Annotated in this window: 8 protein-coding genes; all 8 read right to left on the reverse strand. The window is 60.8% G+C overall.

Annotated elements, in window-relative coordinates; translation table 11 throughout:
• Positions 1-77: 77 nt before the first annotated feature.
• Positions 78-3113: a multidrug efflux RND transporter permease subunit gene (locus tag K0F88_RS06460; protein WP_094470923.1), complete on the reverse strand. Its 3036-nt coding sequence runs from the start codon at positions 3111-3113 to the stop codon at positions 78-80.
• Positions 3114-3126: 13 nt separating this feature from the next.
• Positions 3127-4275 carry an efflux RND transporter periplasmic adaptor subunit gene (locus K0F88_RS06465; RefSeq protein WP_094470924.1) on the reverse strand — a complete coding sequence of 383 codons (1149 nt, stop codon included), beginning with the start codon at positions 4273-4275 and terminating at the stop codon, positions 3127-3129.
• 231 nt (positions 4276-4506) lie between these two features.
• The gene (locus K0F88_RS06470; protein WP_219094605.1) at positions 4507-5604 is read right to left on the reverse strand and encodes a DUF1513 domain-containing protein; all 1098 of its coding nucleotides are present in this window, start codon (positions 5602-5604) and stop codon (positions 4507-4509) included.
• A 14-nt stretch (positions 5605-5618) separates the two neighbouring features.
• On the reverse strand, positions 5619-6683 hold the full coding sequence (locus K0F88_RS06475; RefSeq protein WP_219094606.1) for an imelysin family protein: 1065 nt from the start codon (positions 6681-6683) through the stop codon (positions 5619-5621).
• Positions 6684-6709: 26 nt separating this feature from the next.
• Positions 6710-8137 carry a di-heme oxidoredictase family protein gene (locus tag K0F88_RS06480; RefSeq protein ID WP_219094607.1) on the reverse strand — a complete coding sequence of 476 codons (1428 nt, stop codon included), beginning with the start codon at positions 8135-8137 and terminating at the stop codon, positions 6710-6712.
• Between the two features lie 219 nt (positions 8138-8356).
• On the reverse strand, positions 8357-9706 hold the full coding sequence (locus K0F88_RS06485) for an imelysin family protein (protein ID WP_219094608.1): 1350 nt from the start codon (positions 9704-9706) through the stop codon (positions 8357-8359).
• A 149-nt stretch (positions 9707-9855) separates the two neighbouring features.
• On the reverse strand, positions 9856-11907 hold the full coding sequence (locus tag K0F88_RS06490) for a bifunctional diguanylate cyclase/phosphodiesterase (protein WP_219094609.1): 2052 nt from the start codon (positions 11905-11907) through the stop codon (positions 9856-9858).
• Positions 11908-12532: 625 nt separating this feature from the next.
• A partial coding sequence (locus K0F88_RS06495; protein ID WP_219094610.1) for a hypothetical protein occupies positions 12533-12747 on the reverse strand: 215 nt, incomplete at its 5' end.

Raw genomic sequence — 12747 nt, forward strand, 5'->3', positions numbered from 1 at the left:
TCGCGATAGCGGCCTAACAGTCAGCAAATTTGTTGAATGTTAAACAGCCATCGCGAGCAAGCTTGCTCCCACAGGGGTTACGGAGTCGCTTTGGCATCGGGTTTGGCCAGCAGGGTGTAGATGCACGGCAACACGAACAGCGTAAACAACGTCCCGATCGACATCCCGGTTGCGATCACCATGCCGATATCAAACCGGCTGACCGCGCCCGCGCCCGTGGCGATGATCAATGGCACCATGCCGAACACCATCGCCGCCGTGGTCATCAACACCGGACGCAGCCGGATCGCCGCTGCTTCCTCCACAGCCTCACGAGGTGTAAGGCCTTTTTCCTTGCGCAACTGGTTGGCGAACTCGACGATCAGGATGCCGTGCTTGCTGATCAGCCCGATCAAGGTCACCAAGCCCACCTGGGTATAAATGTTCATGCTCGACCACCCCAGGAACAGCGGAATCAACGCGCCGCAAATCGACAGTGGCACCGTCACCAGAATCACCAGCGGATCACGGAAGCTTTCGAACTGGGCTGCCAGCACCAGGAAAATGATCGCCAGTGCCAAGGCGAAGGTTACCCACAGCGCGCTGCCTTCCTGAACGTATTGGCGCGACGCACCGGCGTAATCGATGGCAAAACCGGCCGGTGCTTCTTCCAGCGTGATCTGGCGCACGGCGTCGATGGCTTCACCCATGCTGACCAGCGGCACCCCCGACAGGATGGCCGAGTTGAGTTGCTGGAACTGGTTCAACTGCCGTGGACGCGCCCGGTCGGTGACGGTGATCAGGGTCGACAGAGCCAGCAGTTCGCCTTGGGTGTTTTTCACGTAATAGTTGTTCAACCAGTCCGGGTTGTCCCGGAAAGGTCGTTCGACCTGAGCGATGACTTTGTAGCTACGACCCTCAATGGTGAAGCGGTTGATTTCCGCCTGACCCAGCAACGTGGCCAGTGTTCCGCCCAGATCCTGCATGGACACGCCCATCTGCGCGGCTTTGGCGCGATCGATGTCCACGACGACTTCGGGTTTGTCGAAGGCCAGGTCGACGTCGACGAAGGCGAACTTGCCGGACTCCATTGCCCTTTTTTTCACCCGGTCCATCACTTGCAGCAGCGCCTCGTAATCGTTGGCCGTGTTGATGACGAACTGAAACGGCAACCCTTCACCCGTGCCGGGCAACGAGGGCAGGTTGAAGCCGAACACCTGCAACCCGGAAATGCCCTCCAGTTTGCGCTGGACCTCGGGCAGGATGGCCATCTGCGTGCGGTCGCGCTCGTTCCACGGTTTGAGCAGGAAACCGCCAATCCCCGATTGCACGCCATTGAACCCATTGATCTGGAACGAGGAGTAGTACTCGGGAAATTCCTTGAAGATCGTGATGAATTCGTCGGTGTAAGTGTTCAGGTAATCGAGGTTGGCCGGTTGCGGGGCGTTGGCCAGCATGAAAATGATGCCTTGATCTTCATCGGGCGCCAGTTCCGATTTGGTGAACTTCAGCAGCACCGGAATCAGGCAAAGTACGATCACCGCAAACACCAGCACCACCGGCCGGGTATTGAGGGTGCCGTGGAGCATGCTCTGGTAGCGGCGCTTGAGGCCTTCGAAAATCAGGTCCAGTCGGTGCGCCAGGCCGCTGGGGTTTTCATCATGGCGCAGGAGCAGGGCGCACATCATCGGCGACAGCGTCAGCGCGACCACACCGGAGATCACCACTGCCCCGGCCAGCGTCAAGGCGAACTCCTTGAACAGCGCCCCCGTGAGCCCGGTCAGGAAACCGATGGGCGCATACACCGCCGCGAGCGTGATGGTCATCGAGACCACCGGCATGGCGATTTCCCGGGCGCCTTCGATGGCCGCATCCAGCGGCGTCTTGCCTTCCTCGATGTGTCGGTGAATGTTCTCCACCACCACAATGGCATCGTCCACCACCAACCCGATCGCCAGCACCATCGCCAGCAGTGTCAGCAGGTTGATCGAGTAGCCCATCATCTGCATGAAGAACATCACACCGATCATCGACAGCGGAATGGTGACCACCGGGATCACCACCGAACGCAGCGCCCCGAGAAACAGAAACACCACCACGATCACGATCAGCACGGCTTCGAAGAGGGTTTTCACCACTTCATCGATTGAGGCCTGGATGAACAGTGTGGCGTCGTAGGCGATTTCACCCTTCAGGTTGGGCGGCAGCTGGGCTTCCAGCTCCGGCATGATCTTGCGTACTTCCTTGATCACATCCAGCGGGTTGGCGCCGGGCGTAGCCTTGATACCGATGTACACCGAAGGAGTACCACCGAACGAACTGATCGAGTCGTAGTTTTCCGCGCCCATCTCAACCCGCGCCACATCGCTGAGCAGCACCCGGCTGTCACCGTCGACCTTGAGCGGAATCGCGGCGAACGCTTCGGCGGATTTGAGTTCGGTGTTGGCGTTGATGCTGGTGACGACGTACTCGCCTTTCACTTCACCGGCCGCGGAGAGGAAGTTGTACTGGCGCACCGCGTTGGTCACGTCGCTGGCGGCCAAGCCGAAACCGGCCAGCTTCACCGGGTCCAGCCACAGGCGCATGGCGAATACCTGGTTGCCGAGAATCTCGGCTTCAGCCATGCCCGGCAGGGTCGCCAGTTTTGGCTGGATGACGCGTGACAGGTAATCGGTGATCTGCGGGTTGCTCAGTTCCTTGCTGAAGAAACTGATGTACATGAGGGCCGAGGCGTCGGCGGCTTCCTTGCTCAGCACCGGGTCTTCGGCGTCCTGGGGCAGCTGGTTCTTCACCTCGTTGGCCTTGGCCAGCAGCTCGGTGAACAAGCGGTCGCTGTTGGAGCCGATGCGCGCGTAGATCGAGATCACCGAGAAGTTCTGGCGACTGACCGAGGTCATGTAGTCGATGCCCTCGGCACTGGCCAGGCTTTGCTGCATCGGTTGGGTGATGTAACCCTGAATGGTTTCGGCGTTGGCCCCGGGGTACGCGGTAGTCACCGTGATCAGGGCGTTTTCCATTTGCGGGTATTGGCGCAGCGGCAGCTTGCTCCAGGCCTGGAAGCCCAGCAGCACAATCAACAGGCTGACCACGGTGGCGAGCACCGGGCGGCGGATGAACGGATCGGTAAAAGCCATGAGGATTCCTTGATCAGTCAGTACGTGGCTGACTGTTCTTATCGGTCAGGGTCTTGTCGTCGCTGATGGCAATGTGTGCGCCGTTGTCCAGTTTGATCTGACCGGCCGTGACCACTTTTTCGCCGTTCTGCAAACCTTTGGTAATCATCACCAGCCCGTCGCGGCGCTCGCCGGTTTCGATGAAACGCCGTTCGGCGATCAGGATCGGCTGGCCCTTGTCGTCTTTTTCGAGGCTGCCGTCTTCGGCTTTTTTCTGCGCGACGACGTAGAGCGAGTTGCCGTACAGCGTGTAAGTGATCGCGCTTTCCGGCACGACGATGCGCGGCTGCGGGTCGGGCAGCATCACCTGCAGGCTGGCGAACATGCCCGGCAGCAGTTTGCCGTCGGGGTTGGCCAGGGTCGCGCGGACCTGAACGTTGCGGGTACTGTTTTCGACTTTCGGGTTGATCGCGCTGATCGTGCCAGGGAAGGTTTGTGTCGGGTAGGCCGAGACAATGATCTGCACCGACTGGCCGATGCCGATCTTCGGCACAGACTGCTCGGGGACGAAGAAGTCGACGTAGAGGCTGCTGAGGTCTTGCAGGGTGGCGATCATGGTCCCGGTGGCGACATAGTCACCAATGTCCACCTGTCGAATGCCGATCGTCCCGCTGAAAGGCGCGACGATGCTTTTTTTGCCGAGCGCAGCCTTGAGTTGATTGACCGTCGCCTTGCTCTTTTTCTGCACCGCTGACAGTCGGTCGAATTCGCCTTTTGAAATGGCCTGGCTGCCCACCAGTTGGCTACCTCGACCGTAATCGAGTTGGGCCAGGCCGAGGTCGGCCTGAGCCGTTTCAAGCAAGGCACTTTCCACGGCGCTGTCGAGTCGCAGGAGGGGTTGGCCGGCCTTGACCTTCTGGCCTGACTCGAACTGCAAGTCGATGACGGTGCCGTCGGTCTCCAGGCTCAGGTCCACGCCTTGCAGCGCCTTGAGGGTGCCGACGCTTGGCAGGCGAGCTTGCCACGGACGTTCGGCGGCCGTGGTCGCGGCGACACTGATCGGCGGTTTTGGCGCGGAAAAGCCTTGAATCATCGTGTAGATGGAGAAGGCTTTATAACCGGCCAGGACCAGCACGATCAGCAGAACAACACCCAACATGATCAGCATGCGGCGACGCAGCATATTTCCACTTCCTTGGAGAAAATCAGGTGAGACAGTGGGGCACATTACCCCGAGTCGGCGGGGGATTCCAACTGGTAGAAATTACAGGCAGGAATACGACGATCACAAAACCTGTGGCGAGGGAGCTTGCTCCCGCTGGACTGCGTAGCAGTCCCATTTTTCAGGACCGCTGCGCAGCCCGGCGGGAGCAAGCTCCCTCGCCACAAGGTAAATCCACCACAGGGAAAGCGGTCAGATGAGATGCAGGTGGTTATCCCAGAGCCCCGCCGGAAGCTCCAGCGGCTTTGCAACCAGAGTTGTCTGGCGACAATCGTAGTACCGGCAGCGGCCCTGACCCGAGGTCACGACAAAGCCATCGGCTACCGCGCCAACCCCGGCGCAATCGGGAAGCGGCGCATCCAGTCGCACTTCGCCGCTGTCCATGTCCCAGACAAAAAAGCGGTTACCCCGCGGCGCGGTCAACGCGACCAGCCGCAAGTCACTGTGGACCGCCACGCTGGCGGTGTAATGCCCCATCGCCTGCAACTGATGCTCCGGCACCGGAAACGCCACAAACGGTTGGCCGGGTCGCTTGATTGCCAGCAACTCCGAAGACTCGTGGGACGGCCCCATGAACTGCTGGCCGGCGACGATGGTGCCATCGCTGGCGATCCCCAGATGACGCACGCTGTTCATCTGCTGGGCGAGGGTTTCCTTGCTCAGCAGGGTGCCGTCGCGTTGCATCAATACCAGGCTCGGCTCCATGGCGTTGAGGTTCATCTCGACCCGGCTTTCCGCCTCGGTGCGAATGCCGCCGTTGGCCACGACCAGCGTCTCGCCATCCGGCATCCACGACACCTGATGCGGGCCGATGCCATGGGTGGAGATCTCGCCGCTGTGCACCAGCCGCTCACCTTCGAACTTATACACACCCAACAACCCGCGACCCGGATCGGAGGTGTCATTCTCGGTGGCGTACAGCCAGTCGCCGCTCTTGTGAATCACCGCGTGCCCGTAGAAATGCCGGTTCGGCAGCGAGACCACGGTTTGCAGCAGCGCGCCGTCGCGCAGATCGATCAGGTAACTTTCGGTACCCGGACGGCGTGCGACGAACAGCGCAATCGGCAGCGTCGGGTGGTTGATGATGTCGTGGCAACGCTGGCCGACCTGGGTGGCAAACACCCGGGTGCCGTCCAGCCGATAACCGACGGCGTAATGCTTGCCGTCGCCATCGTCCCGCGCCGAAAGCAGCAGCGGGCTCTTGTCCTTTTGTTTGAACAGCGTCCAGCCGCCCAGTGTCACTGCTCCCAGCAGCAAACTACCTAAAGTCAGAGCCTGACGTCGCAGCATGGCACTCGCCCTCATCAGTCACCGTCGTTGGCGTTGAAGCCCAGTTGGATACCCAGCGCCTTGGCCAGTTCGCCTTCGTGCAGGCGATGGACGACGTTGAGGCTGTCGTAGATGTCATTGAGTTGCTGGCGGCCGGCGTCGTCGTTGAGCATTTCCGTCAGCGAGCGCTGATTGCTGGCGAACAGTTTCAGGGACGCGGCGTAAGCGGCGTCGATCTTGTCGGCCAACGGTTTCTGCTCGCTCGGCAACAGGCCGCGCAGGCCTTTGTTGTCGACGCCTTCCCACACGGTTTTGGCCGCGGCGAGGCTGGCTTCCAGGCCGGTCAGGGACGACTGGCTGCGCCAGGCATCGGCCTGGAACGGTTGCGGCACGCCTTTGCTCTGTCGGCCCATCGGCGTGCCGAGTTTTTTCTTCAAGGTGTCGAGGGCGGTGACCTGAACGCGCAGCAGATCGGCGATGGCTTCGTGGGAGTCGGCGTAGCGCTGGTTCGGGAACTTGCTCATCTGCGCGAGCATGCCGTCGGTGTTGTTCCAGCTTTGCAGAATCTCTTCGGCCAGCAGTTTCTGACGCTCGCCAATCGCCTTCAGCAGCGGGCAATACTTGGCTTTCTGTGCGTCGTTGGCCACGTCCGGCTTGCTGTCGAACAGGATGTATTCATAGGCCGAGAGGCCTTGCACCACAACGCTGGACTTGGCCAGGGCGGCAGCATCGATCTGCGGTTGCGCGGTGACCAGTTGCTCGACCTGACGGCCGACCAGGTTTTTCTTGTCCGGCCAGAACTGCACCTGCCAGGCGCGATTGCCCTCGGCCAGCGGCCCGATCAGCAGCGGTTGTAGTTCGGCCCAGGCTTTCTGCGCGTGCAGGAAGTCGGCACGGGCGGTGTCGAGGTTTTCCTTGCCTTCGCAGTAGGCGAGGGCGCTGACGGCCAATTGGCGGTCGGCTTCAACCCAACGGGTGTACGTCGGCAAGATCACCGATTTGGCGATGGCGGCCGAGGTGACGGCTTGCGGGTCCTGTGGCGAGCAAGCGCCGAGGGCGAGTGCTGCAAGGCTGGTGAACAACAATTTGGGACGGAACATGTCGGGCTCCCGCTATGGAAAACGTATTAAAGGGAATTCAAAAACGCCAGCAACGCAGCGCGCTGCTCGGCATTGAAAGACAAAACCTGTTGCTGGGCCGCTTGCGCTTCGCCGCCATGCCAGAGCACGGCTTCCAGCAGATTGCGGGCGCGGCCGTCATGCAAGAACTGGGTGTGGCCACTGACCGCTTGCGTCAGGCCGATGCCCCACAACGGCGGGGTGCGCCAGTCGCGGCCACTGGCCTGGAATTCGCTGCGGTTGTCGGCCAGGCCGTCGCCCATGTCGTGCAGCAGCAGATCGCTGTAAGGGCGAATCACTTGATTGGCCAGTTCAGGTTCGGCGGCGTTGGCGGCGGTGGTGTATTTCGGTGTGTGACAGGACGGGCATCCGGCCTGGAAAAACAGGTTCTTGCCGGCCAGCACTTCGGGCGCGTTGACGTCGCGACGGGCCGGCACGGCCAGGTTGCGGCTGTAGAACAGCACCAGGCGCAGGATGTTATCGCTGACTTCCGGCTCGCCATTCGGACCGTTGCCGGTCGGCGCCTGTTTGCAGGCCGTTTGCGCCTCGGTGCAGTCATCGAAGGGGCGCAGGCTGGTGGTCAGGCCCATGTCGCCGGAAAACGCGTGAACGTTCTGCTGATTGAGGTTCGGTTGCCCGGCTTTCCAGCCGAACCGGCCGAGGACGGTCTTTTGCTGCACGTCGTCCCAGACCCGGTTCGGCCGCCCGGCGATGCCGTTTTTGTCCTTGGCCTGAGCCTCGGCGTTGGCCAGGATCGCTTCGTCGGGGATGGCTTCGAGCAAGCCCAGGCCAATCATCGGCGGGGCAACGCGCGCCGAGAAACGGGTGTCGGGGTGCATAGGGCCGTAACCGAGCTGGGTGATGTTCAGGCTGGGCTTGCGCAACTCGATTTCGGTGCCGTCCTTGAAGCGGACCGGAACGGGGGTGTAATCGACCCGCACTTTGCCTTCCGGGGTCACGCCGGGTATGGCCATGTCCTGGAACTGGCCGCCGTAGACCGGCTCCGGGACCACGCCGAGCTGCTCGATGACTTTGGCATAGGCCGGCGCGTCCGGGATCGACAGGCGCACCAGCATCGATACCGCGTTCGCCGCATCGGGCGTCGGCGGATGACCGCGACCGTCCTTGATGTGGCAGCCCTGACAGGCGTTGGTGTTGAACAGCGGACCGAGGCCATCCCGGGCGGTGGTGGTCGAAGGGGCAATCACCCAAGGGTTGCGGAAGAAACTGTTGCCGACGCTGAAATCCACGCGCCGTGACGGCGACAGGTTCGCGGAGGGCAGGGAGAACGCATTTTGATCGGTCTTGCGCACGGTCGCTGCGCCACCGGACCGGGCTTCACCGGGTTCGGCCTTGGTAAAACGCGGGGCGTCATCGCAGGCACTCAGGCCCAGGGCCAGAAACAGTGCGGACAAGCGAAGAAGCAGCGAGGGCATCAGACATCCTGCAAGACGAGCAAAACAAGGGCGCAAAGTCTAACAGGGCGAGGGAGTTTGAATAAGAGGAATTATCGTTTGGTTGATGTGGGGCAGGTTTTCACAGAGGACCGAGGCGCAGCCATCGTGAGCAGGCTCGCTCCCACAGGGGATTGCATTCAGGCGGGCATGAAAAAGGCGACCCGAAGGTCGCCTCTTTATTCACTCAGCCAGCGTTGATCAGAACTCGTGATCAGCGTTGTCCGGGTTCAGGTCGCTGATGCCCAGTTTGCCAGCGGCGGCTTCGATCGAACCGGTCTGCTTGACCAGGGCGGCGATTGCGTCGCGCACGATCTGGTTGCCAGCGGTATTACCGGCGGCGATCAGCTGGTCGTAGTGCTCACCCTTGTTGGCGTGATCGACGATGACCTGCATCTTGGCTTCGGTTGCGGCCAGGTCGGCTTTCAGCGCGGTATCGGCAGCCGGGTCGGCTTTGGCCACCAGGGACGACAGGCTGGCGCCGGTCATTTTGGTGCCATCTACGCGGGTGTATTCGCCCAGGTACACGTTGCGAACACCCTTGGCATCGTAGAACTGCGAATTATGGGTGTTGTCGCTGAAGCAATCGTGTTCGTCTTCAGGGGAGTTGGCTTCCAGGGAAACCTTCATGCGCTCGCCCGCCAGTTCGCCCAGGGACAGGCTGCCCATGCCGAACAGCATTTTGCGCAGGCCGGAATCAACCGGTTCCGCTTCCAGGGTGGCGCGGTAGTTGTCGGCCACGTTCGGCTTCCAGTTACCGACCATCTCTTCCAGGTCGCTGACCAGCAACTGGGTCACGGACTTCAGGTAAGCGCGGCGACGATCGTTGTGACCGCCGGTGGCGCCTTTGCCTTCCAGGTAGTCGGAGGCTGGACGGTTGCCGGCGCCCGGGCCGGTGCCGTTCAGGTCCTGGCCCCAGAGCAGGAATTCGATGGCGTGGTAACCAGTGGCGACGTTGGCCTCGGAACCGCCCAGCTCGTTCAGGCTGGCGAGTTTTTCCGGGGTGATGTCTTTGACGTCGATCTTGTCTTCGCCGACCTGAACCTGGGTGTTGGCGATGATGTTGGCCGTGGCACCCGGGTTACCCAGTGCGTGCTCGTAGGATTTGTCGACGTAGTCGATCAGGCCTTCGTCCAGTGGCCAGGCATTCACCTGACCTTCCCAGTCGTCGATGATGGTGTTGCCGAAGCGGAACACTTCGCTCTGCAGGTAAGGAACGCGGGCAGCTACCCAGGCCGCCTTGGCGGCTTTCAGGGTGTCGGCGTTCGGCTTGGCGAGGAAGGCGTCGACGGCGGTTTGCAGGGTCTTCGCGGTGGATTCGGCATCGCTGTAAACGGCGAAGACGATGTCGGCGTAATGCGCGACAACGGCTTTAGCGGCGGCTTCGTCGACTTTGCTGGTAGCGGCGGGAGCGGTGGCTGGCGCCGGAGCGGTCGTGCTGGCGGCCGGTGTAGGCGCTGGAGCTGCAGCTTTGTCTTTGCCTTCGCCACAACCGGCGAGGGAAATAGCGATGGCCAACAGACTGGCGGTAGCCAGAGGCATACGAATCATGGCGAACATCCTGCTTCGAGAGGGGGTGGTATGGCGCAGCGGGTGCGCGAAACTGCGACATAATGCAAATCTTTCGCATTATGTGTAAAGGGTTGTAGCTGGAAATATTTCTTATTCAGGCGAGAGTTGTGTCGTGGATCTTTTGAGATCTACAAAATAGCCGCGTTACTGCGCTGCGCCTGTTTCAGATAGGCGCTCAATTCCCGTGCCGGCAGCGGTTTGCTGTAGTGGTAGCCCTGACCTTCGTGGCAGCCTTCGGAGATGATGTAGGCCTCTTGCTCGGCGGTTTCCACGCCTTCGGCAATCACCTGCATGCCCAGGCTCTTGCCCAATTGAATGATCGCCCGAACGATGGTGGCATCGTCGTCGTCATCGAGCAGGTCCTGCACGAAGCTCTTGTCGATCTTGATCTTGTCCAGCGGCAGGCTTTTCAGATAGCTCAAGGACGAATAACCCGTGCCGAAATCGTCAATCGCAATCAATGCGCCGGAGCGGCGCAGGCTCAACAGGTGTTGGGCGGCGGTGCTGATGTCTTCCATCAGGCCGGTTTCGGTGACTTCCAGCTCCAGGCTGCGCGGCGGCAGGCGGTACATCTGCAGCAGGTTGTTGACCACTCGCGGCAATTCGGCGTGGTGCAGTTGCACGGTCGACAGGTTCACCGCCATGCGCAGATCCGGGAAACCCTGATCGTGCCATTCGCGCAATTGCTTGCACGCTTGATCCAGCACCCACTCGCCGATGGCGATGATGGTGCCGTTCTGCTCGGCGAGCGGGATGAACAGGTCCGGCGGCACCAGGCCATGCTCGGGGTGCTGCCAGCGAATCAGTGCCTCGACACCCACCACCCGGTGATCGCGATAGCTGATCTGCGGTTGGTAGACGAGGTAGAACTGGTCCCGCCGCAGGGCGTCGCGCAGGTCTTTTTCCAGTTCCCGACGGCGACGCATTTCGGTGTCGACGCTGGCGATGTAGAACTGATAACGGTTGCGCGAGCGGGTTTTCGCCAGCGTCATGGTCTGCTCGGCTTTTTGCAGCAGTTTCTCGGTGCTGTCGCCGTCCTCGGGAAACAGGGTGATGCCGATGGTCGCGCGCAGGCGGATCTCCTGATGATCGAGGGCAAACGCCGCTTCCAGATCATCGAGGATGCTTTGCGCCAGTTCGGCGGCTTCGTAAGGTTGTTCGATATCGGCCTGGACCAGGGCGAACTGGTCACCACCGAGACGGGCGAGGGCGCCGAGGCGACCGCTGTGAGCGCGCAGGCGATCGGCCAGGGCTAATAGCAATTGGTCGCCGGTCTGGTAGCTGAACTGTTCGTTAATGCCTTTGAAGTCGTCCAGGCCCACCACCAGCACCGCGACCCGTCGTTGCAATTTGCCGGCGTCGACTAGGATCTTGTCCAGTTGTTGCTGTAATTGCTGGCGGTTCGGCAGACCGGTGAGGAAGTCGTACTGGGCCATGCGCAGCAGGCTGTTTTCCGCTTCGTGGCGCAGGTGGGTGTTGCGCTCGATGGATTCGAGCAACTGGTTGGCGGTGTTGATCCAGATCCCCAGTTCGTTCTTTTCGTGGCCCTTGAGTTGCGGAATCTTGTGTTCGCTGGGGCGGTCCGGATTGATTTCGGTCAGGTGTTCGATGATGCGCGACAGCGGTTTAGTCAGCAGCCAGTGGTAGACCAGGTACAACACCAGGCCCATGGCGAGGGCGCGCAATACGCCGGAAATGAAGATGATCACCGAGCTGACGATGAAACCCTGCCCGTAGGTGGCGGTGTCGAGGGTGATGCTCAGGTCGCCGTAATACTCGCTGTAGGGGCCGCGGCCTACCAGTTGGGTGGTAAAGGTGCGTTCCTTGCCGAGGATCAGGTCGGTCAGCCAGCGGCTGTTTGAATGCTGCAACTCACGAGACTTTTGCGCGAGCATGGCTTCGTTGGGATGGCCGATGGAGGCCTGGCGCACGGCGTCGTCCTGGAACAGGCCTTCGATGACCTGCATGCCCATTTCCCGGTCCAGGCTGTAGACGGCCTGGGTGGAGGGGTCGCGGAACATGTCGAGGATGCGTTCTGCATCGTTGGCCACGGCCTGGCGTGTTTTATAGGCATCGAAAACGATCTGCGCGCAGCTCAAGACTACGCCGACGATCAATGCCGACAGGAGCACGACCCGGAGCAACTTCACCGACAAGCTGTTCTTGAGTTCCAGCTTCAAAGGGTTATTCCTTGTTCCGTGCGGGTAGCATCAAGTTGCCATGAGTATTGGCAATCCCGTGATGGCAGTCAAAGGGACATTCAATCTCAGGGTTTTTTGCCTGCAGCTTGGCAGAAATGCTGTTGTTTTGAGTATTTGACTTATTTGTACTGTGTCGGTAGTTGGGTCCTTCAACTTGAGGGGGATTGGGACTATTTTTCCTTTTGTTGATGTTAGCCTGCTGTGGCGTGGGGGCAAGGGGCTGAATGCTGGTTTCATTGTCCGAGATTGGCTTGGTTACTTGGCGGCCTGGTAGCCGACCATGTTCTTGTTGGTTGTGGACATATCCATTTCTGCGGTAACGGCCACTTATGGTTTCGCCCTTACGGCGACTCCCTTTGGCAAACGCCCCAAAGGAAGCAAAGGTCTTCGCCCCAACGTCCGGCCCCTCGCCTAGGCTCGGCGTACCTTCGCTCCGGTATCCATCCGGGGACACTGCCCTCCGGTCTGCTTCGCGACGACCTACATGCAGCGTGTTCGACTGCGTCGAACGGCGCTACGCGCCACTCCCCGGATGAACACCTCCACTCAGCCTCCCGACGGGGCGGGCAGATCAAAATCAAAAGCAGGCGAGCTAACGCTCGGCCTATTGAGTGGTGAGGAGCGAAGCGTGTTCACCGAACCCCTTGTAGGAGCTGGCTTGCCCGCGATGGCGGCCTGACAGCCGACCAATCACTTGCAGATGTACATCATTCCCTGTGGGATCTGGCTTGCCTGCGAAGGCGGCCTGACAGCCGACCTGCAATTTGCAGGTGTACGCCATTCCCTGTGGGAGCTGGCTTGCCTGCGAAGGCGGCCTGA

The organism is Pseudomonas sp. UMAB-40 (assembly GCF_900095275.1).
In the GTDB taxonomy this organism is placed as follows: domain Bacteria; phylum Pseudomonadota; class Gammaproteobacteria; order Pseudomonadales; family Pseudomonadaceae; genus Aquipseudomonas; species Aquipseudomonas mandelii_B.

Bases quoted from the DNA above. Each gene is read 5' to 3' on its own strand.
- K0F88_RS06475 (WP_219094606.1), bottom strand. From the start codon at position 6,683: ATGTTCCGTCCCAAATTGTTGTTCACCAGCCTTGCAGCACTCGCCCTC.
- K0F88_RS06485 (WP_219094608.1), bottom strand. From the start codon at position 9,706: ATGATTCGTATGCCTCTGGCTACCGCCAGTCTGTTGGCCATCGCTATT.
- K0F88_RS06465 (WP_094470924.1), bottom strand. From the start codon at position 4,275: ATGCTGCGTCGCCGCATGCTGATCATGTTGGGTGTTGTTCTGCTGATC.
- K0F88_RS06460 (WP_094470923.1), bottom strand. From the start codon at position 3,113: ATGGCTTTTACCGATCCGTTCATCCGCCGCCCGGTGCTCGCCACCGTG.
- K0F88_RS06470 (WP_219094605.1), bottom strand. From the start codon at position 5,604: ATGCTGCGACGTCAGGCTCTGACTTTAGGTAGTTTGCTGCTGGGAGCA.
- K0F88_RS06480 (WP_219094607.1), bottom strand. From the start codon at position 8,137: ATGCCCTCGCTGCTTCTTCGCTTGTCCGCACTGTTTCTGGCCCTGGGC.